The sequence below is a fragment of the Pseudomonas sp. C1C7 genome, assembly GCF_013359595.1.
Lineage (GTDB): Bacteria > Pseudomonadota > Gammaproteobacteria > Pseudomonadales > Pseudomonadaceae > Aquipseudomonas.
In genome coordinates, this window is sequence record NZ_JABFMP010000015.1 from 1 (window position 1) to 22165 (window position 22165).

13 protein-coding genes and 1 pseudogene are annotated in these 22165 nt (G+C 63.1%); 6 read left to right on the forward strand and 8 right to left on the reverse strand.

Annotated features, from left to right (window positions below):
* Nucleotides 1-106: 106 nt before the first annotated feature.
* Nucleotides 107-1063 (forward strand): alpha/beta hydrolase, encoded by a 957-nt coding sequence (locus tag HNO86_RS14360; RefSeq protein WP_175377602.1) that lies wholly within the window; start codon nt 107-109, stop codon nt 1061-1063.
* A gap of 149 nt (nt 1064-1212) precedes the next feature.
* On the opposite strand, the gene HNO86_RS14365 is transcribed toward HNO86_RS14360, so the two are convergent.
* The 5 genes from HNO86_RS14365 to pvdM form a co-directional block, all read right to left on the reverse strand.
* Complete coding sequence (locus HNO86_RS14365) at nt 1213-3693, reverse strand: TonB-dependent siderophore receptor (protein WP_175377603.1); 2481 nt, start codon at nt 3691-3693, stop codon at nt 1213-1215.
* 242 nt (nt 3694-3935) lie between these two features.
* Complete coding sequence (locus tag HNO86_RS14370) at nt 3936-5585, reverse strand: cyclic peptide export ABC transporter (RefSeq protein ID WP_175377604.1); 1650 nt, start codon at nt 5583-5585, stop codon at nt 3936-3938.
* 248 nt (nt 5586-5833) lie between these two features.
* The gene (locus HNO86_RS14375; protein WP_175377605.1) at nt 5834-6688 is read right to left on the reverse strand and encodes a formylglycine-generating enzyme family protein; all 855 of its coding nucleotides are present in this window, start codon (nt 6686-6688) and stop codon (nt 5834-5836) included.
* Between the two features lie 128 nt (nt 6689-6816).
* Nucleotides 6817-8097 (reverse strand): aminotransferase class V-fold PLP-dependent enzyme, encoded by a 1281-nt coding sequence (locus tag HNO86_RS14380; RefSeq protein WP_175377606.1) that lies wholly within the window; start codon nt 8095-8097, stop codon nt 6817-6819.
* A 29-nt stretch (nt 8098-8126) separates the two neighbouring features.
* The gene (gene pvdM, locus HNO86_RS14385) at nt 8127-9476 is read right to left on the reverse strand and encodes a pyoverdine-tailoring dipeptidase-like protein PvdM (RefSeq protein WP_175377607.1); all 1350 of its coding nucleotides are present in this window, start codon (nt 9474-9476) and stop codon (nt 8127-8129) included.
* 252 nt (nt 9477-9728) lie between these two features.
* Between pvdM and HNO86_RS14390 the strand changes: the two genes are divergently transcribed.
* Nucleotides 9729-11348 carry a PvdJ/PvdD/PvdP-like protein gene (locus HNO86_RS14390; RefSeq protein WP_175377608.1) on the forward strand — a complete coding sequence of 540 codons (1620 nt, stop codon included), beginning with the start codon at nt 9729-9731 and terminating at the stop codon, nt 11346-11348.
* 103 nt (nt 11349-11451) lie between these two features.
* Here HNO86_RS14390 and HNO86_RS14395 read toward each other — a convergent pair whose 3' ends face one another.
* Genes HNO86_RS14395 through HNO86_RS14405 form a run of 3 tightly spaced genes read right to left on the reverse strand, consistent with a single transcriptional unit; the run spans nt 11452 to nt 16048 of the window.
* A complete protein-coding gene (locus tag HNO86_RS14395) occupies nt 11452-12894 on the reverse strand; it encodes an efflux transporter outer membrane subunit (RefSeq protein WP_175377609.1) in 1443 nt (480 codons plus the stop codon).
* Between the two features lie 7 nt (nt 12895-12901).
* Nucleotides 12902-14875: a MacB family efflux pump subunit gene (locus tag HNO86_RS14400; RefSeq protein WP_175377610.1), complete on the reverse strand. Its 1974-nt coding sequence runs from the start codon at nt 14873-14875 to the stop codon at nt 12902-12904.
* On the reverse strand, nt 14876-16048 hold the full coding sequence (locus HNO86_RS14405; protein WP_175377611.1) for an efflux RND transporter periplasmic adaptor subunit: 1173 nt from the start codon (nt 16046-16048) through the stop codon (nt 14876-14878).
* 271 nt (nt 16049-16319) lie between these two features.
* Between HNO86_RS14405 and HNO86_RS14410 the strand changes: the two genes are divergently transcribed.
* The 4 genes and pseudogenes from HNO86_RS14410 to HNO86_RS14425 all read left to right on the forward strand — a co-directional run bounded on the left by HNO86_RS14410 (nt 16320) and on the right by HNO86_RS14425 (nt 22165).
* Nucleotides 16320-16802: a sigma-70 family RNA polymerase sigma factor gene (locus tag HNO86_RS14410; RefSeq protein WP_175377612.1), complete on the forward strand. Its 483-nt coding sequence runs from the start codon at nt 16320-16322 to the stop codon at nt 16800-16802.
* Between the two features lie 140 nt (nt 16803-16942).
* Entirely contained in the window at nt 16943-18280 is a 1338-nt protein-coding gene (locus HNO86_RS14415; protein ID WP_175377613.1) for a lysine N(6)-hydroxylase/L-ornithine N(5)-oxygenase family protein, read from the forward strand.
* A 483-nt stretch (nt 18281-18763) separates the two neighbouring features.
* Entirely contained in the window at nt 18764-21481 is a 2718-nt protein-coding gene (gene mgtA / locus HNO86_RS14420; protein ID WP_175377614.1) for a magnesium-translocating P-type ATPase, read from the forward strand.
* A gap of 271 nt (nt 21482-21752) precedes the next feature.
* Nucleotides 21753-22165 (forward strand): annotated as a pseudogene (locus tag HNO86_RS14425) (response regulator).

Consider the following 22165-nt stretch of genomic DNA (forward strand, 5'->3'; position numbering starts at 1 on the left):
TTGTGGGGGGGGGGTTGGCCCGCGATGGCGTACCTGAGATCGCCTTCGCGGGCAAGCCTCGCTCCTACAGGTCCGATTTTTACCTGTATTTTCATAGGACTCTCCAATGCCCGTACTGCCAGAACTTGAAGCCTTCCTCGAACTCGCCGAATTCGGCCGCCTCACCGGCAAAAGCCGCCCCATGCACGAACAAACCCCACAACAGGCACGCCTGGACTTCGAGGCCGCCTCGGGCTTTCTCGACGTGCCGCTGACCACCATTACCTGCGAAAACTTCACCATTCCCGCCCGCGACGGCCACAGCCTGGCCGCGCGCCTGTACCGCAACGGCCAGGCGGTCGACGGCCTGCAACCGGTGATGCTGTATTTCCACGGCGGCGGCTACGTCGTCGGCAGCCTCGACTCCCACGATGCCCTCTGCCGTCGCCTCGCCGCCCAGGGCGGTTTCGCCCTGCTGACCGTCGATTACCGCCTCGCCCCGGAATGGAAATTTCCGACCCCGGTGCATGACGCTTGCGACGCGGGCAACTGGCTCGTCCGCGAAGGCGCCGCCCACGGCCTGGACGCCAACCGCACGGCCCTGGCCGGCGACAGCGTCGGCGCCACCCTGGCCACCGTCCTGTCGCTGATCGCCGTACGCCAACCCGAAGATCTGCGCCTCAACCCCAAGGCCCAACTGCTGGTCTACCCTGTCACCGACGCCACCACCCACCGCGCCTCCCACCGGGACTTCGCCGAAGGCTACCTGCTGGAAACCCCGACGCTGGACTGGTTCTACGCCCACTACGCCCGCACCCCGGCGGATCTCGCCGACTGGCGCTGCTCGCCATTGCTGGCCGAAGACCTCTCCGGCCTGTCCCCGGCCCTGGTCTACCTCGCCGGCCATGATCCACTGCACGACGAAGGCCTGGCCTACGCCGAGCGTTTGCGCGCTGCCGGCAATGACATGACCTTGCTCGAACAGCCGGGCATGACCCATGACTTTTTGCGCATGGCGGGGTTGTTGGGGGAGGTGGCGGGGATTCATGACGAAGCGGCGAGGTGGGTGCGTTCGAAAATCTGAGCTGAAGATCAAAAGATCGCAGCCTTCGGCAGCTCCTGCAGGGAATCGGTGTAGGCGCTGCCGAAGGTGGCCTTAAATGCAACACAAATCCCAACCCAAAAAAAATGCCCGCATCTCTCAACGCGGGCATTTTGGTTTTCAGCTCAGGCTCAGAAGTCGTACTTGGCCGTCAGCTGGAAGTTGCGCGGCTCGCCGTAGAAGGTGGTGCCGAAGTTGCCCAGGCCCGTCAGGTACTTCTTGTCGAAGACGTTGTTGGCGTTGGCGGTGAAGCTCAGGTGTTCGTCGTACTGAAAGCGGGTCATCAGGTCGACGAGGGTGTAGCCGCCTTGCTTGAGGTTGACGGTGGCGCCTTCGCCGCTGCCATCCACGCTCGGGTTGAAGGTCTGGCCGTAGAACGAGCTCTGCCAGCTGACCCCGCCGCCGACGGTGAACTGGTCCAGCGCGCCGGGCAGGCGGTAGGTGGTGAAGGTGCGGATCACGTGTTCCGGCTTGGTGGTGGCCAGCGGGAAGCCGAAGATGCGCTGCTCGTCATCGTCACGGGTACGGGCGTAGGTATAGCCGGCCGACACGTTCCAGCCTTCGGCCAGTTCGCCGGCCATTTCCAGTTCCAGACCTTCGGTGGTGGCACCGGCGATCGGCTTGTAGACGTCCTGGCCGGTATCGGTGTTGGTGGTCACATACTGCGCGACGTTGTCCTGCTCGATGCGGAACAGCGCCAGGCTGGCGTTGAGCTTGCCTTCGAAGTAGGCGGCCTTGATACCGGTCTCGTAGGCATTGCCTTCTACCGGCTCCAGGGTCTTGCCGCTGGCGTCCTTGTAGATCTGCGGCTGGTAGATGTTGGTGTAGCTGGCGTACACCGAGTAGGTGTTGTTCAGGTCGTAGACCACACCGGCGTAAGGCGTGACCACACCGTGTTCCTTGTAGCTGGCGTGGGTATCAGCCAGGCCTGCGCCCGGGTAGTAGGTGTAGTCCTCGTTGTACTTGAAGGTACTCAGACGACCACCGAGGATGAACGACAGATCGTCGGTCGGGCGCAGGCGGGTGGCCAGGTAGAGACCGTTCTGGCTCTGGGTGCGCTCGTACTTGCCGTTCTTCGGGAACTCCTGTTTGGCCAGGTGACCTTCCCAGTCGAAGATGTTGCCCGGCACCAGCTCGAAGGCACTGGTGTCGTAGGTGGCGCCGGTCTGACGCGAGTGAGAGGTCATGAAACCCGCCACCAGTTCATGCTCGCGGCCGCCCAGGGAGAACGGGCCGGAGACGTTGATGTCGGCGGTGTTCTGTACGCGATGGCCTTCCCAGCGACCCCAGTAGAAGAACATGCCTTCGCCGGTGGCGCGATCCGGGTTGCCGCCGCTGGCCGAGGCCAGTTGGGTGTCGTGGTCGGTGGTTTTCTGGTCCAGGCTGAGCTTGAGCTTCCAGTCGTTGGCCAAGGCCTGTTCCAGGGAGGCGAAGTAGGTGGTGCTGTCGAAATCACGACGGCTCCAGTCGGCGCCCGGGTTGAAGCTGCGGGAGAAATCGGTGCGGCCACCGTCGGTGAAGAACGGCGAGTTGCCGGTCCAGGAACTGCCGCGCGGGGTGGCGCTGGATTTGTCGACGCCCAGGGTCAGCAGGGTGTCGTCGGTCAGGTCGGCCTCGAGGATCCCGTAGTACAGGTCTTTCTTCTGGCTGTAGTGATCGATGTACGAATCCTTGTCCTGGTAGGCGCCGACGAAACGACCGCGCACGCTGCCGCTATCGTTGAGCGAACCGGAGATGTCGCCTTCGGTGCGGTAGTTGTCCCAGGAACCGACGGTGCCGCTGACCGAGGCCTTGAATTCCTTGGTCGGCTTCTTGCGCACCAGGTTGACGGTGGCGGCCGGATCGCCGGCGCCGGTCATCAGGCCGGTCGCGCCCTTGATCACTTCAACGCGGTCCAGGCTGGCGGCGTCGTCGGAGTTGTTCGGGTTTTCGCCGTAAACGCCGTCGTAGGGAATGTTCACGCCATCGTATTGGAAGTTGGTGATGGCGAAACCGCGCGCGGAAAACTCGGTACGGTCGCTGTCGTATTTCTGCATGGTGACGCCCGGCGTGTTGCGCAGGACATCACCCACGCTCTTTGAGCCCTGGTCGTCCATTTGCTGACGGGTCACCACGGTCACCGTTTGCGGGGTTTCGCGAATGGTCAGCGGCAGCTTGGTGGCGGTGGTGGTGGCGCCGGTGGTGTAGGAACCGGTGTCTTCGGTGACCAGGCCCAGGGCCTGGCCGGAAATGGTGGTCGCGCCCAGTTGCAGGCTCGAGGAACCGCCGGAGATCAGGGTCACGCTGTTGCCGTTGATCTGGAACGAAATGCCGGTGCCCTTGAGCATCTCGGCCAGCGCCGCGGAAGGCTCCAGCGAACCGGACACCGCACGGGACTTGATGCCGGCGACCTGATCCGGGCTGTAGAGGATCTGCAGGTTGGTCTGCATGCCCAGTTCGGTCAGTGCGCTGGACAGCGGCTGCACGGCGATGCTCACTTTTACCGGTGCTGCGTTGGCCATCGTGCTCCCCAGCAACGTGGCGGTCAGCAGTACGCTGGTCAACAGGGTCTTGTGCAAGGACGGGCGCTGTACGGCCAGCGCGAGAGGTGTGCGGCGTGGAAGAGATCGCATTACTTACCAGTGCTCCTGAGAAAGTGTCGTGCAGAGTTTTTGTTAATAGGAATGATTATTAAGACGGGACGTCGTTGGAAAACCGGAAAGAAACCTGCAAAAAAATTTTCGAGATGGACTCCGATCCCCTGTGCAGGAGCTGTCGAGTGCAACGAGGCTGCGATCTTTTAAAGAGCAAGATCAAAAGATCGCAGCCTTCGGCAGCGCCTGCATGGGGCCGTCATGAAGTTTGAAATCAGCGGTCAGGCCGGCATCAACTCGGTCACCACCCGCCCGCGCTCCATGCGCACCAGCTGGTCGGCCACATCGAAATAGCGGTCGTCGTGGGAGATCACGATGATGGTCTTGCCCAGGCGTTTCAGATCCGGCAGCAGCTCGGTGTAGAAAATCCGGCGGAAGGTCGGGTCCTGGTCGGCGGCCCATTCGTCGAACACCAGCACCGGGCGCTCTTCCAGCCAGGCGTTGACCAGCGCCAGGCGTTTGCGCTGGCCGGTGGAGAGGTCGGTGGTGGTGAAGCTGCCGTCCTTGACCCTGACCTTGTGCGCGATCTCCAGGCGTTCCAGGTATTTGTTGGCGTCTTCGGGAATGTGCGTGTCGCCCTGGACCACGTCGTCGAACAGGTAGTAATCGGCGAAGACCGTGGTGAACAGCTGGCGATAGTCATCGCGGTTGTGCGCGTCGATGGCCTCGCCGTTGACCCGGATCTGCCCCTGTTGCGGCGTGTACAGACCCAGCAGCAGCTTGATCAGCGTGGTCTTGCCGCAACCGTTCTCGCCGACGATGAAGGTGATGTCGCCCTGTTTGATCGACAGGTTGACCGGCCCCAGCTGGAACGGCGCGGTACCGTCCACGGAAGGGAAGGCGTAGCGTACGTCCGCCAGTTGCAGTTCCTGCACGGCAGGTTTGGCGTCGGTCTTGTCGCTGAGCAGCAGGTGCGGTTCCGGGGTGGAGAATTGCTCGGACAACTCGGCGATGCGGCGGAAGGCGATCTGCGCGCGGCTCACGATCGGCAGGGTGCTGATCAGGTGTTCCAGCGGGCCTTTCATGTACAGCAGCACCAGCACGAAACCGCTCATCACGGTTTTGTCGGCGCTCGGCCAGAAGGTTTGCAGGGCCAGGGCCAGGCCGATCACCACGAAGAACAGCATCGAGCCGAAGGTCTTGGCGATCACGAAGGTGTTGATCGAACGCACTTGGGTGTTGCAGATGAACTCGGCGGTGCCCTTGATCCCCGAGCTGAACATGCGCTGGCGACGCGGGCGGTGAATGCGCAGTTCCTTGGCGCCCTCGGCGATGGCGTTGTAGTGCTTCTGCAATTCGTCCTCGGCTTCCCGGGCGGCCATGAAACCCTGTACGCCCTTGCTCTGGGCGTAGGCCTGGATGGCGGTGCCGATGAGGATCGCGGCGACCATGATCAGGAACATCGGCCACGACAGGATCGCCAGGTAGCCCATGCAGCCCAGGGTCACGGTGACGGAAATCGCCAGCGGCGCGAAGGCGAAGGCGAAGTCGCTGATGGTGTCGACGTCGTGGGTCAGCACCGGGATCAGGCGGTGGCTGCGGTAGCGTTCGATCTGTTCGATCGGCGCCGACAGCACCTTCTCGCCCAGCTGTTTGCGCAGCTTGGCGATGATGTGCTGGCCGACGTAGTTGGTGCCGATGTCCGAACAGATCGAACTGGCCAGCGCCAACAGGCACAGCCCGGCAAACAGCGCGACCACGCCCTGGGTCAGGCCGCTGTCCGAATGCAATGCGTTGTTGATGGTCGCCAGCAGCACCGTGACGCTCAGGCCACCGACCATGCCCAGGATGATGGAAGCGGTGACGATGAGTCGAAAGGGTTTGAGCAGGGCGAACAATTCGCCGATGGCGCCTCGGGTGGGCTGGGTCATGGAAGACAGTTCCTTGGGTCGGAAGGCAGATACCCAGTAGAACGTGTGGTGCGGGAGGGAATTTAGAGGGGAGGGATGGGGGGCGTCGCAACACGGACCTGTAGCAACTGACGAAGCCTGCGTTCGGCTGCGCGGCAGTCGCGAAACCTGTGCACCGGTTCTATCTGCAAGACCGCGGTGCCTGATTTCACGTCTGCTGCGCAGCCGAACGCAGGCTTGGCCAGTTGCTACAAGGGACGGGGTGTGGGTCAGAGTTCGCGTACTACGCGAAAGCCCATCCAGTCGCCACGTTCCTGCGGGTACTGGCTGTTGCGGTTGCCGGAGCGGGAGAAGACCGGTGCTTCGCCCCAGTCGTTGCCGCGGATGCGTACGGCTTCGCAGTTGGCTTCCAGCCAGGCGCTGCCGTCGGTGGGGGCGCCGACGTAGTTGGGGTGTTCGCAGTCCTCGACCCATTCGTAGACGTTGCCGTGCATGTCGTACATGCCGAAGGCGTTGGGCGGGTAGCTGCCCACCGGCGAGCTGTAGCTGTAGCCGTCCGCCGGGCCGTAGGTGTTGGCGTGTTTCGCGATGCTGTATTCCTTGCCTTCGTCGAACGGGAAGGGGAACGGGCCCTTGGTGCCGCCTCGGGCGGCGTATTCGCGCTGGGCTTCGCTGACCATGCTGTATTTCTGTCCGGTCTTTTTCGACAGCCAGGCGACGTAGTTCTTCACGTCGTAAAAATTCATGCACACCGCCGGCTGGCGCGGGCTCTGCGGATAGCGCGGTTTGCTGGCGATGCACTCGCGGCCCGGGCGGGTGTCGCCGTTGGCGATGGTCACGCCACTCTCCTTCACATAACTGTCCCACTCGCCGGCGGTGATCTGGAAACGGCTCATGGCGAAGGGTCTGGCGAAGGTGACGTCGTGCATCGGGCCTTCATCGGGTTCGCGGCCGACCTCGTCGTCCGGGGTGCCCATGGTGAAGGTGCCGGCGGGGAGGACGACCATTTCGGGGCAGTTGCGGCAGTCCTTGAAGACTTTGCCGGGTTGCGGTGGGGTGGCGGCCTGGGTGGTGGTGGAGAGGAGGGCTGTCAGGGCTGACAGAGCTAATAAATTGAGGGTCATGAGTCATCTCGATTAGTCAAAACGCGGGGACGGGCTACCTGCGGTGATGAGCCTGTGGAAGGTGACCTGCGACGTTTCGACAAGCCCCCTCACCACAAGGGAACGCATTTCAGGGAAGGTTTTTCCGGTCAGGCGGTTTTGTTGAGCAGCGCCATGAACCGGTCGATCTCGTTTTCGCTGTTGAGCAAGCCAGGTGCAATGCGCACCACCGGCCCGGCGTCGCGTTCCACCGCGTCGCACACCACGCGGTTCTGCATCAGCTCGGAGGCGACTTTTTCACAGCTCTGCGCCTTGACCCGGAAGAACGTAAACCCGGCGGACAACTGCGGGCTCTGCGGCGTCACCAACTCAATCCGCGGCTGTTCCAGCAGGCGATTCTTGGCATAGCTGTTGAGCTCATGAATCCGCGACTGTACGGACGCCTTCCCCAGATCCAGATGCAACTTGAACGCCTCATCCGCCGCCCAGCGATGCTCGAAACTGTGGTAACCGCCGGGAGTCATGATGGTCGAGAAGGTGGTCGCTTCGGAGAAGGTCGGAATGATCGGCGTGACGTCCTTCACCTCGGCCGAGCGCGCACAGATGATCCCGGTGCCACGCGGTCCGAACATCCATTTGTGGGTGCCGGCGATAAAAAAATCGCAGTGCATGTCGGGAAAATCCAGATCCTCGACGCCAAACCCGTGCACCCCGTCGACCACATAAAGAATGCGATCCTTCTCGTCGCGCTTGCGATTCAACTCATCCACCAGCTTGCCGATCTCGCCGATCGGCAACTTCACACCACTGCCCGATTGCACCCAGGTCATGCCCAGCACCCGAGTTTCCGGGCGGATACCGCTGGCGATCGAGCCCAGCACTTCATCCACTGATACATCGCGACTGTTCTCGAACAGCTTGAGCTTGCGCACCTGGGTGCCCTGGCGTTGCTGACGGAATTCCAGGGTGTAGTTGGTCGAGTAGTGCTCGTGCTCGCTGACCAGAATTTCCTGATCCGGGCGCACATGGATGCCACCGTAGATCATCGCCAGGCCTTCGGTGGTGCTGCCGGTGAGGGCGATCTGCTCGGGCTTGGCGTTCAAATAGCGCCCGGCCCAGACCCGTACGTTGTGCTCGCGTTTCTCGGTCTCCTGCAGATCCCAGTCCATGGCGCGACCGGGGTTGCGGTCGATGCTGGCGCGGTGCAGGTCGATGGCGTTGCGCACCGGTGTCGGGTGCGACGTCACCAGAAAGTTGGCGAAGTGCAGATAGTCCGGGTCCTGATTGAACAGTTGGCGCAACTGCATCCATTTGCCCTTGACCACGGGCGGCGAACTGGCGGCCAGCGCCGGCAGGTTCACCCCGGCAGTCAGGGGCAGGCCGGCGGCGAGAATGCCGGCCTGTTTGAGGAAGGAACGTCGGTTGGTCATGGCTTGGAATTCGCTAGGCAAAAGTGGCTTCAGTTTTTGGCGACCGGTCGCGCGGATTTCTCGACCTGATCCCAGACCCGCAGGAAGTTGCCGCCCCAGAGCTTGGCGATGTCCGCTTCGCTGTAGCCGCGGCTGATCAGCTCGGCGGTCACGTTGCGCACTTCGCTGACGTCCTTCCAGCCATCGAGGCCGCCGCCGTCGTTGAAGTCGGAGCTGATTCCGACATGGTCGATGCCGATCTTTTTCACCGCATAGTCAATCGCGTCGCCGTAGTCCTTGAGGGTGGCCTTGGGCTCCTCGTCGACGATGGCGTAGAGCTGGCTGGCGTATTCGCCGAAACGCTGCTCGGGCCAGACGGTGATGATCGGATCGCCCGGCATCAACGCCATTTCCAGGCCTTGCAGCGGTTGCAGATCGAAGCGCGCGCGCAGGGCGTTGAGCTTGTCCTGGGTGGCCTGGCTCAGCGGGCGGATGTAGGTGGGGAAGCCGACGATCTGCACCACGCCGCCGCTGTCCTTGATCAGTTGCATTTCGTGGTCGCTCAGGTTGCGCGGGATGTCCACCAGGCCTCGGGGCGCGGAGTGCGAGGCCACCATCGGTGTGCGGCTCAGATGCGCCACCTGTTCCAGGGCCTTGGTCGACATCTGCGACACATCGATGATCACCCCGAGGTCGTTGAGGCGATGCACCGCCTGCTTGCCGATCTCCGACAGGCCACCGAGGGCATCGCGGGAATCGTTGAAGAACGGCAGCGGCCGCGACGAGTCGGCCCAGGCGTTGTTGCCCACGTAGCTGAAGCCGAACATGCGCATGCCCCGGGCCGCCCATTTGTCCAGGGCGTTGAGGTCGTTGCCCAGCGGGTAGGCGTTGAGCATGCTCATGAAGATCGCGAACTTGCCTTCGCCGTGCAGGCGCCGGAAATCCTCGGGGGTGTAGGCGATGGCGACCTGATTGGGGTAGTCGCGGACCATGGCGCTGATGATCTTGTAGCGGGTCTCCTGCTCGAAGCGCGCCTCTTCGATGAAGCCTGCGGTCGGGCGGTGCGGCGCGTTGGGGCCGTTCCAGATTTCCGGCCAGCCGAAGATCGTCAGCGCCGCGCCGGACAATCGCCCGCGCCCGCTCTTGACCAGATCGAACTGGCCACTGCCATCTTTGTCCGCCTCGTTGCCGGCGGTGCCGAAATCCATCGGCACGGTGATGTGGCTGTCGAACGAGAGCAGGCGCTCGTGCAGTTCATCGGCCTGTTTCATCACCTTGGCCGGGTAACCGGGGTTGCCCCTGAACCAGTAATCCCAGGCCGCGAAGCCTGCCCCGGCGCCGATCGCCAGGGCCAGCGGCAGGCCGATGAAAAGAGCCTTTTTCGAGCGTGGTGTAGTCATTGCCGTCTCAGTCAGTTCGCCGTCGGGGTGCAGGCGCGGGGGCCTTTGCTATCTGGGGAGAACGAGTGGTCGGGCGGGGAATTTAGGTGGTCTTTGAAAAGATCGCAGCCTTCGGCAGCTCCTACAGGGGTACGCATTCCAAATGCAGGAGCTGCCGAAGGCTGCGATCTTTTGACGTCACCATAAATTTAAGAGCGCAACAAACGTTCTAGCTGGGATAAAGCCTGCTCCATGGCTGACACAGGTAGGGCAATGACGATTTCTCGACGATGGTTCATGGCGGGCCTGGCGCTGACCGGCGCGGCCGTGCCTGCGGTTTTTTATGGGCATCGCCAATGGACGAAGCCGGACCCGACGATCACCCCCGGCGAGGCCTCGTTCGATGTCGCGGACGTGGCCGGCCAGCGTCTGGCCGACTCGCTGCGCGGTGTCTGGCAGATCCGTTTCGAAGGCCGCGACGCCGGGCTTGAAGGCCTGCCCGCTCATGGCCTGGAAGTGTTTCTCGACATCGGCCACAAGGGCCGCGGGCTGATCGGCTTTCTCGATACCGCCGAGCGATTGCGCTCCAGTGAGGCGCCGCGTTATCGGGTGCTCGGCGATCTGGCCGCAGGCAAGCCAGCGCAATTGAGCTGGCGACTGCTCAGCGCCAATGGCAGCTGCGATTACGAATTCAGCATGGCGCTGGACGAAGTCTGGGCCGCGTTCGGTAATGCCGGCAGCGGTTCGTTGAGCGGGCGGGTGCTGGATCTGGATCGGCCGTTGATGCTGACCGCCCAGGACAACCGCTTCATCGCCGTCAAGCGTGTGTTCCCCGAAGCCCGGGAACGCACCGGCCTGAGCGCGCCGCTATTGGCTTGGCTGACGTCGCCCGAACATCGCCTGTTCCATCAGCTCTGGCATGCCTCCCGGGACAAATGGCACACCTTGCCCGAAGACAAGCGCGAGGCCCTGCGCGGCATCGGCTGGCAGCCTGGCCCTCGTGACAAAGAACGAGATGCCCGTGGCACGCGCAAGGATCGCAATGGTTCCGGCGTGGATTTTTTCTTCATGCACCGGCACATGCTCGGCACGGCGCGTTCGATTCAGGATCTGCCATCGTGGACGCAGTTTCCGCTACCGCAACCGGAGCTGGCCCGGGATCGTATCGGCTTCGCCAATTACTTCGACAACCACGACGGCACCGCGCTGCCGCCGACCTGGCTGGCCGAGGACGATGACGAGTACTCGCAGTGGGTCAGCGACATCAAGACCGCCGAGACCTATCACAGCAATTTCCAGGTCTGGGAATCGCAGTACCGCGACCCGCGTTATCTGTCGAAGCTGACGTTGGGGCAGTTCGGTTCCGAGGTGGAGCTGGGGCTGCACGACTGGCTGCACATGCGCTGGGCCTCGGTGCCTCGGGATCCGTCCAACGGCCAGCCGGTGCCGTTCGCCCGGGATCCGTCGGACTTTTCCGCGCGCTGGTTCGCGGCGGAGAACGACTTTCTCGGCGATCCGTTTTCCTCCCATGTGAGCCCGGTGTTCTGGCATTTCCACGGCTGGATCGACGACCGCCTGGAAGACTGGTTCCGCGCCCATGAGCGCTTTCATCCGGGTGAGGTCACGCGCCAGCAGGTCAACGGCGTGCCGTGGTTTGCGCCGGGGCGCTGGGTCGAGGTCGACGACCCTTGGCTCGGCCCGGACACCCACGGTTGCAGCACGACGCCGGGATTGCAGGCGGGCCGGTCGGTGGAAATGGACCCGGAAACCATGAAACTGGCGCTGCGCATTACCTTTGGCGAGGATGAAAAGAAGCTCAAGGACCTGTTCCGCAAAGTGCCGCAAAGGCCCTGGTATGCCCGGCATTTGAAGGCCAGACAGAGCCAGGCTTGATCTGTGGGTGTACGCAACATCTGCGACTGACACAAATCCCTGTAGGAGCTGCCGCAGGCTGCGATCTTTTGATTTTGATTGTTCAAAAGATCGCAGCCTCGTTTCACTCGACAGCTCCTACAGGCACCCCCGTTGATCGGAACACCCCATCCTGAGCCTGCTCCCACCCCCCACCCAACGCCTTGTACAACGCAACACTCGCCTGCAACCGCGCCAACCTCAGCTGCACATTCAGATCCTGCGCCGCATACAACGTGCGCTGCGTCTCCAGCACCGTCAGCAAATCTTCAGCCCCCGCCTGATACCGGCTCTGCGCAATATCAAACGCCGTCTGCGCCTGACTCAATTCCTCGGTTTGCCACTGCCGCTGCTGGTCCAGTCCGCGAATGCTGTTCAGCGCTTTTTCCACATCGGCAAAGCCGTTGATGATGCTCGCGCGATAGTCCTCCAGCAGTTCCTGCTGCCGGGCCGCGGCCTTGTCGCGTTCGGCGCCGAGGCGGCCGTTGTTGAACACCGGCGCCAGCAGCCCGGCGGTGAGGTTGTAGAAGGGGCTGCGCAGGATGTCATTGGCGCGGTCGGCGCCGGAGCCGATTTCCGCACTCAGGGTCACAGTCGGCAACATGGCGGCGCGGGCGACGGTGACGTCGGCCTGGGCGGCGGCCAGTTCCGCTTCGGCCTTGGCGATGTCCGGGCGGCGGCTGAGCAACTGGCTGGGCACGCCGGCATCGATGGCCGGCCAGGTCAGTTGATCGAAACCTTCCCGGCCCAACGCCAGTGTCTGTACCGGACGGCCGAGCAGGGCGGCGAGGCTGATCTTCGTTTCCTGCGCCTGTTGCTGCACCAGCGGCAATTGCCGTTGCTGCGCCGCCACCAGGCTCTTCTGTTGCGCCAGCTCCAGGGCCGTCGCCGAGCCTGAATCGAAGCGCGTCTGCACCAGCTGCAGCACACTGCGGGCATTGGCCAGATTCAGCTCGGCAATCCGGCTCTGCTCCTGCAACGACAACGTCTGCGCATACCCATTGGCCACACCACTGAGCAAAGTCAGTTCCACTGTCGCCTGATCGAACTCACTGGCCTGCAACGCAAACTGCGCACTGTCACGCGAAGCCTGCTTGCCGCCCCAGAAATCGATCTCGTAACTGGCGCTCAGATTGGCATCGAAATAATCCACAGCCTTGTTGCTGCTGTCGGCGTCCAGCTGGCTGTAGCCGTTGCCGCGCAGCAGTTTCTGGCGGTTGGCGTTTGCCGCGAACTTGACCTCCGGCAACTGCGAACCGCCGGCAACCACTGTTTCGGCCTGGGCCTGGCGCACCCGGGCGATGGCGGCCGCCAGGTCATAACTGCCGACCCGCGCCTGTTCGACCAGGCGTTCCAGTTGCGGGCTGCCGAAGCGGTTCCACCATTGCGCGTTGCTGCGCACGGCCGCCTGGTCATGGGGCGATTGCCAGGAGGAAGGCGGGGCGATGCCGCTGTCCGGGCGCGGGGCGGGGCTGCCACAGCCGGCGAGCATCAAACACAGGGTCAACAGACTGAGGGACGGCTTCATCGAGAAATCATTCACTGGTAAGGGCTGTGACCGGGTCGAGTCGGGCAGCCTTGCGGGCCGGCATGAAGCCGAAGACGACACCGGTGACCAGCGCGCAGCCGAAGGCGCCCAGCACCGCTATCAGGGAAAACGCGACAGCGACTTCGCTGAGTACGAGCACGCCGCCGACGATCAGCGCCAGGGCGATGCCGGTCAGCCCGCCGACCACCGAAAGCATCACCGCCTCGGTGAGGAACTGGCGCAGGATGTCGCGCTGACGGGCGCCGGTGGCCATGCGAATGCCGATTTCGCGGGTCCGTTCGCGCACGGTCATGAGCATGATGTTCATCACCCCGATGCCGCCCACCAGCAGCGAAATCGCCGCGATCGAACCGAGCATCAACGACAGGGTGTTCTGCGTGCGCGCTTCGGCCTGGATCATCGCCGCGTTGTTGGTCAGCTCGAAATCCTTCTTGCCGTTGTGCAGGCGCAGCATCAGCTGTTCGATGGCGTGCTCGGTCTCCTTGACCTTGCGCGCATCGGCGGCGGCAATCGCGATGTACTCCGGGTTGTGAGTGCCGAACAGGCGCACGCTGGCGGCGGAGTAGGGGATGGCGATGCGGTCGTCGCTGTCGGAGTCGCCGGAGCTGGCGCCTTTTTCCGCCAGCACGCCGACCACCTGGAACGGCACGTTCTCGATCAGGATGTATTGGCCGATGGGGTTGGCCACGTCCTTGAGCAGCTTGGTGCGCACCTTGTGACCGATCACCGCCACCGCCGCGGCGTTCTGTTCGTCGGCCTCGGTGAAATAGCTGCCTTCGACCACCGGCCAGTTGAAGATCGCCGGGAAGTTGGTGTCGTTGCCGCCGACGTAGCTCAGGTAATCGAGGTTGCCGAAACGCACCCCGGCTTCCTGGCCGTTGACCGGCATGATCCGCATCACCTGAGGCAGGCTGGCCACGGCGCGAACTTCGTCCAGGGTGATGATGCCCAACGGCGTTCGCGGATTGGGCGCCGAACCGCTCAGATAAATGATGTTCGAGCCGAAGGCGCCCATCTGCGCCATGACCTGGCGCTTGCTGCCTTCGCCGACGGCGAGCATCACCACCACCGACGCCACGCCGATGATGATCCCGAGCAGGGTCAGGGCGGTGCGGAACTTGTTGATCCACATCACCCGCCAGGCCGCTTGCACCGCATCGACCAGCTCGCCTTTCCAGGCGCCGTTGGCCTGGGCGCCTTCGTTCAGGCGCTGGCGCAAATCCACCGCCTGCAGGGCGCCGGCGTTGGCCGAGTGCTGGACTTCGGGGTTGTCCCGGGCGCTGTCGCTGATGATCAGGCCGTCGCGAATTTCGATGATGCGCTTGGCCCGCGCCGCCACTTCGCGGTCGTGGGTGATCAGGATCACCACATGACCCTGGCTCGCCAGTTCGTCCAGCAGCGCCATGACCTCTTTGCCGCTGTGGCTGTCGAGGGCGCCGGTGGGTTCGTCGGCGAGGATGATGTGGCCGCCGTTCATCAACGCGCGGGCGATGGACACCCGCTGTTGCTGACCGCCGGACAGTTGATGCGGACGGTTGCCGGTGCGCGTGGCAAGCCCCAGGCGTTCGAGCAGGGCGGCGGCGCGGGCGTGGCGTTCGGCGGCCGGGGTGCCTGCGTAGATCGCCGGCATCTCGACGTTTTCCTGGGCCGAGCCGGACGGGATCAGGTGATAGCCCTGAAACACGAAACCGAAGGCTTCGCGGCGCAGCCAGGCCAGCTCGTCGGTGTCCAGCGCGGCGACGTTTTCCCCGGCGAAGCGGTACTCGCCCGAAGTCGGGCGGTCGAGGCAGCCGAGGATGTTCATCAGCGTCGATTTGCCGGACCCGGAGGCGCCGACGATCGCCACGAATTCACCGGCATGGATCGACAGGTCGATGCCGCGCAACACATGCACTTCAGGGGCGTCGCCACCGCCGTAGGCCTTGCGGATGTCCTGCAGTTCGATCAGGGGCGTCTGCATTCAACCGCCACTCCCGTCGGCCGGGCCGATCAGCAGGTGATCGCCTTCCTGCAGGCCGTCGAGGATCTGCACCCGCAGCCGGTCGCTGATGCCGGTGCGCACCGTGCGTTGTTCGATGTTGCCGTTCTGCGCCACCACCTGGGCCGTCTGTTGATCGGCCTGGCTGCCGGCTTGCAATGCGGCGATGGGGGCGGTCAATACGTTCTGCGCCTGATCGGCGACGAAAAAGACCTGGGTGGTCATCTCCGCCATCAGCGCGTTGTCGGCGTTGTCCACGTCCAGCAGCACGGTGTACAGCACCACCCGGGCGCTGCCGCTTTTGCTGGAGCTGGCGGGGCTGCCGCCGCCCTGGCTGGTCTGGTCCAGCGGCTTGGGCGGCACCGGCAGGATCTGCCGCACCGTGCTTTTCCAGCGCCGGGTGCCGCCGCTCAAGGTGGTGAACCAGGCGTTCATGCCGGGTTTGACGTGGTCGATGTCGGCTTCGGAAACCTCGGCCCACACGGTCATCGGCGACAGGTTGGCGATGCGCAGGATCAGCGGGGTCTGCTGCTGGGCGTTGAGGGTCTGGCCTTCGCGGGCGTCGAGGGCGACCACGGTGCCGGACATCGGCGCGTAGATCCGCGTGTAGCCCAGTTCGGCCTGATCGCTGCGCAGGCTGGCCTGGGCCTGGCGGATCTGCGCCTGGAACATGTCGATCCGCGCCTGGGTCGCGCGCAGTTCGGCCTGGGCGGTCTGCACGTCTTCTTCGCGGGTGGCGCCGCCTGCCTTGAGATTCTGCTGGCGCTGGAATTTCTGCCGTGCCAGCTCGTGCTGCGCGCGCTGTTCTTCGAGCTGGGCCTTGAGGTTCTCGATGGAAAAACGCCCGGCGTCGAGCTTGGCCTGCTGCGTGGACGGATCGATTTCCACCAGCAGCTGGCCTTCCTTGACCCGGTCGCCGACCTCCACATGAATCTTGTGAATCTGCCCCGACGCCTGGGCACCGACATCGACGTAGCGCCGCGGTTGCAGGGTGCCAAGGGCGGTGACGCTGCTTTCGATATCGCCACGGCTGACCTGCACGGTGGCGAAACTGTCGCGCCCCGGCGGGAGAATCTGCCAGGCGGCGACGGCGACAACGGGGATCAGGCTGAGGGCGACAAGCAGGGCGCGTCGGGTCTGACGGGGACGTTTCATGCAGGGTTCCGGCCAAGGGGTTCAGAGACGGGGAGCTGACCTGTAGACGAGGTGAGGGCCGGCGAATTTAGCCCCGAAACATCACGTAACACCTGCTCCCCCTGCAGGAGCGTAATTCGACAATTTGTCGGGCAATACAAAGCAACGCTTTAAATCTATATGAGAATTACTATAAATTACGCACTTCAAATTGCCACTATCGCGCCATTGCCTGTTTTCGGGTCGATCGCTCGGCTCAAGGACACAAACCGCACCCGTGCGGACGGGAGTCATGTTGGAAAACTACTATCGGGAGCTGGTGTGTTTCCTGAACGCCAAGCTAGGTAGCCGCGAGGTCGCCGAAGATGTGGTGCATGACGCTTATCTGCGCGTGCTGGAGCGCTCCAGCGACACGCCGATCGAGCAGCCCCGGGCATTCCTCTATCGCACCGCGCTGAATCTGGTGATCGACGATCACCGGCGCAACGCCCTGCGCCAGGCCGAGCCGCTGGACGTGCTCGACACCGAAGAGCGCTATTTCACTCCCTCTCCTTTGAGCAATCTCGACCACGGCCAGCGCCTGGACATGCTCCAGCGCGCCCTGGCGGAACTGCCGGCCCTGTGCCGCGAGAGTTTCATGCTGCGCAAACTCGATGGCCTGTCGCATCCGGAAATCGCCGAACGCCTGGGGATTTCCAAGGCGCTGGTGGAGAAGCACATCGTCAATGCGATGAAGCATTGCCGGGTGCGGATGCGCCAATGGGATAACCATTGATTCGCGCTGAATCGTCGAAACGTTAAATTTTATTTCACTGTCCTCGTTCCCTTCATCAACGACTTGCTGTCCTGCTCAAAGGCCGGTCAGGTCACTTCGGCTTATCCCCTCCGTCGGGGTTCATCCAGAGGACACTGGAAATGACACAGGCAATTGCATCGCCCCTCGTTCACGACCTGATCGGCGTCGGTTTCGGCCCTTCGAACCTGGCACTGGCCATCGCGCTGCAGGAACGCGGCCCGACCCACGGCGAGCTGGATGTGCTGTTTCTCGACAAGCAGGCCCAATACAGCTGGCACGGCAACACCCTGTCGACCCAGAGCGAGTTGCAGATTTCCTTCCTCAAGGACCTGGTGACCCTGCGCAACCCGACCAGCCCTTACTCCTTCGTCAACTACCTCAAGGCCCACGGCCGCCTGGTGGACTTCATCAACCTGGGCACCTTTTACCCGTGCCGCATGGAGTACAACGACTACTTGCGCTGGGTCGCCGCGCAGTTCGAAGACCAGAGCCGCTACGGCGAGGAAGTGCTGACCATCGAACCGGTGCTGCACAAGGAGCAGGTCGAGGCGCTGCGGGTGATTTCCCGGGATTCGACCGGGCACCAGCATGTGCGCACCACCCGTTCGGTGGTGGTCAGCACTGGCGGCACCCCGCGCATTCCCGAGGCGTTCAAGGCGCTCAAGGGCGATGCCCGGGTGTTCCACCACTCGCAGTACCTGGCGCAGATGGCCAAGCAGCCTTGCGTGAACAACCAGCCGATGAGCATCGCGATCGTCGGCGGCGGGCAGAGTGCTGCCGAAGCCTTCATCGATCTGAACGACAGCTTCCCGTCAGTGCAGGTCGACATGATCCTGCGCGGCTCGGCGTTGAAGCCTGCGGACGACAGCCCGTTCGTCAACGAGGTGTTCTCGCCGGAGTTCACCGACCTGATCTTCAATCAGGAAAGCAGCGAGCGTGAGCGGCTGGTCAACGAGTACCACAACACCAACTACTCGGTGGTGGACCTGGACCTCATCGAGCGCATCTACGGCATCTTCTACCGGCAGAAAGTCTCGGGCATCGACCGCCATGTGTTCCGCACCCTGACCACCATCGAGAAAGCCACCGCCAACGAGCGCGGCATCGAACTGGCGGTGCGCAACACGGCGACCGGCGAAATCACGGTTCATCACTACGACGCGGTGGTCCTGGCCACCGGTTACGAACGCCAGATGCACCGCAAACTCCTGGCGCCGCTGGAGCAGTACCTGGGGGATTTCGAGGTCGACCGCAACTACAAGCTGATCACCGACGAGCGCTGCAAGGCCGGCATCTATATGCAGGGCTTCTGCCAGGCCAGCCATGGCTTGAGCGACACCTTGCTGTCGATCCTGCCGATTCGCGCGGATGAGATTGCCGGGTCTCTGTATGACCATGGCAAGAAGCGTGGGCACAGTCGGTCGGTGGTGGATTTGTTGTTGGCGACTGCCAGCTGATACCGGGTTGATCCTTTAAAAGATCGCAGCCTGCGGCAGCTCCTGCATTGGAATGTGTACCCCTGTTGGAGCTGCCGCAGGCTGCGATCTTTTGCTTTTAACAGCCATTCCTGAACCCGCCCTGAAGAACCCCGCAATTCCCCGTGCAAGATCCTGCAACAGGTTTACTCTCCAAATACCGGGGCGTAAGCTTCGCGCGTTTTCATCAATAGCGGAGACCCACAGTGGGTACTTGTTCGAGTGACAGTAGTCGGCCGGTTTCGATAACCGGCACCTTCCCGGCAAGATAACGCGCTGATTTTCCGTGCCGTTGTCTCGCCGTAAAAGCGAGCAGCGGCTTCCCGATGCCTGGCCGGTCCCGGTCGGCTTCCCGACGTCCTCTCATCGACGCTGAACCGTGCGTGATGTTCGACTTGTTGTCGTCATCGCGGCGCACCGACACGCCTGCTCGACGGTCTCCCGGCTGATCCTGGGGGAACTGCCATGAACCTGACCCTGCTCAAGGAATTCTTCGCCGGATTCCTGCGTACCCGCCACATCGCCCGGCACTTCCGTCGCCTGGCGCTGCTGGAAAACTTCACCGACACCACGGTCAGCCGCGAGGTGCCTGCGACCCTGGCACAAACCCTGGTCAGCGCCGCCGACAGCGATACCGGTCCGCTGCTCGCCCGCCTGGGTAGCCACACCGATGGCTTGAGCGATGAAGAGGCCGACGTGCTGCGCGAGCAGTTCGGCCTCAACGAGGTCGAGCACGAACAGCCGCTGCCCTGGTGGACTCATCTCTGGCATTGCTACAAGAACCCGTTCAACCTGTTGCTGACCTTGCTGGCGGTGATCTCCTGGCTGACCGAAGACCTGAAAGCCGCCGTGGTGATTTTCTCCATGGTGGTGCTCTCGACCCTGCTGCGCTTCTGGCAGGAAGCCAAGTCCAACCAGGCCGCCGACGCGCTCAAGGCGATGGTCAGCAACACCGCGACCGTGCTGCGCCGGGACATGCAAGGGCAGGGCGCTCAGCGCCTGGAACTGCCGATCAAGCAACTGGTGCCGGGTGATCTGATCGTGCTGTCTGCCGGCGACATGATTCCCGCCGACTGCCGGGTGCTCAGCGCCAAGGACCTGTTCGTCAGCCAGGCAGCGATGACCGGCGAATCGATGCCGGTGGAGAAATTCCCCCGTCAGCAGGACCGCGACACCCTCAACCCGCTGGACCTGGACAACATTCTGTTCATGGGCACCAACGTGGTGTCTGGCACGGCCATGGCGCTGATTCTCACCACCGGCAACGACACCTATTTCGGCGCGCTGGCGCAGCGGGTCGGCGCCACCGATCGCGCACCGACCTCGTTCCAGACCGGAGTCAACAAAGTCAGCTGGCTGCTGATCCGCTTCATGTTCGTCATGGCGCCGCTGGTGCTGTTCATCAACGGCTTCACCAAGGGCGACTGGACCGAAGCGCTGCTGTTCGCGCTGTCGATTGCCGTGGGCCTGACCCCGGAAATGCTGCCGATGATCGTCACCTCGACCCTGGCCAAGGGCGCGGTGTTCCTGTCGCGCAAAAAGGTCATCGTCAAACGCCTGGACGCGATCCAGAACTTCGGCGCCATGGACGTGCTGTGCACCGACAAGACCGGCACCCTGACCCAGGACAGGATCTTCCTGGCGCGCAACGTCGACGTCTGGGGCAACGACTCCGATGACGTGCTGGAAATGGCCTATCTGAACAGCTACTACCAGACCGGCCTGAAAAACCTGCTGGATGTGGCGGTGCTCGAGCACGTGGAAATCCACCGCGAATTGAAGGTCGGCACGGCGTTTCGCAAGGTCGACGAGATTCCCTTCGACTTCACCCGCCGGCGCATGTCGGTGGTGGTCGCCGAGCGTGATCAGCCGCACCTGCTGATCTGCAAGGGGGCGGTGGAGGAAGTGCTGGCGGTGTGCAGCCGGGTGCGTCACGGCACGGTGGATGAGGTTTTAAGCGAAGACCTGCTGGCGCGGATTCGCCAGGTCACCGCTACCTTCAACGCCGAAGGTCTGCGGGTGGTGGCGGTGGCCGCGCGGCCGATGATTGAAGGGCGCGATACCTACAGCCTGGCGGATGAGCAGCAACTGACGCTGATCGGCTACGTGGCGTTTCTCGATCCGCCCAAGGAAAGCACCGCACCGGCGCTCAAGGCCCTGGCCGAGCATGGCGTGGCGGTGAAAGTGCTGACCGGCGACAACGAACTGGTGACGGCGAAGATCTGCCGCGAAGTCGGGCTGGAACAACAGGGCCTGCTGCTGGGCAACGACGTCGAGCGCATGAGCGACGCGGAACTGGCGGTGGCGGTGGAACACACCAACGTCTTCGCCAAACTGACGCCGTCCCACAAGGAACGCATCGTGCGCCTGCTCAAGGGCACCGGCCACGTGGTCGGCTTCATGGGCGACGGCATCAACGACGCCCCGGCCCTGCGCACCGCCGACATCGGCATTTCGGTGGACAGCGCCGTGGACATCGCCAAGGAAGCGGCGGACATCATCCTCCTGGAAAAGAGCCTGATGGTGCTGGAAGAGGGCGTGCTCGAAGGGCGGCGCACCTTCGCCAACATGCTCAAGTACATCAAGGTGACCGCCAGCTCCAACTTCGGCAACGTGTTCTCGGTGCTGGTGGCCAGTGCGTTCATTCCGTTCCTGCCGATGCTGCCGATGCACCTGCTGGTGCAGAACCTGCTGTACGACATTTCGCAGACCGCCATTGCGTTCGATAACGTCGATGCCGAGATGCTGGCAGCACCGCAACGCTGGCAGCCGGCGGATGTGGGGCGGTTCATGCTGTTTTTCGGGCCGATCAGCTCGGTGTTCGACATCACCACCTATGCGTTGATGTGGTACGTGTTTGGTGCCAATTCGCCGGAGCACCAGACGCTGTTTCAGTCTGGCTGGTTCATGGTGGGGCTGCTGACCCAGACGTTGATCGTGCACATGATCCGCACACCGAAGGTGCCATTCCTGCAGAGCCGCGCGGCGACGCCGTTGATGGTGATGACCGGGATTATCATGGCCGTGGGGATCTTTTTGCCGATGGGGCCGTTGGCGCATTACTTCAAACTGCAGGCGTTGCCGGGGTTGTATTTTGTGTTCTTGCCGGTGATTTTGCTGGCGTACATGGGGCTGACGCAGGCGGTGAAGGGGTTCTACATTCGGCGGTTTGGGTGGCAGTGAAGTGGGGGCGTGTTTGCGTTGTGGGGCATGTTCTCCCTGCGGGAGCGAGCCTGCTCGCGAAGAGGCCGTGTCAGGCGACATCACCTTTGAATGACACACCGCATTCGCGAGCAAGCCCGCTCCCACAAGGGGTGGGCCAGACAGTGGACAGCACCAAACCAATCCACCCCGTCCAACTAAGAGGCCCTGTATTTAGGAAAAGTCCTACAGAAACCCCCAAGCCTCTTCCGTAGCCTTGCGCGCCTCATCAATCGGACCCGCTGCGGAGGTCATATTGCCAAAATCATCACGCATCCTGATCGCGGACGAACAGCACTTCAATCGGCTGCGGATCGAGCGTCACTTCAATCAGCTCGGCTACTTCGCAGTGGCGCCGGTGCAGAGCCTGGAAGAACTGCTGATCCTGGTCGAGTACGCCAGCGAGCCCTTCGACCTGCTGCTGGTCAACGCAGCCATGGCGGGCGGCAAACTGGACCTGCTGGATTTCTGCCTCGACCACGGCCAGCTCGATCGCGTGTTGATCTACGACGGCCAGCAAGCGCAATTGCCCGCCATCCCCACGCAAAAGCCGCGAAAGGTTCAGGTGAGCCACGCCGTGCTGCCGGATCCGGGGATGATCCACGGGCTGATGGCCGCCCCGATCTAGGTCGACCGTTCGTCGGGACTGTCATTTCTGTCAGGTAG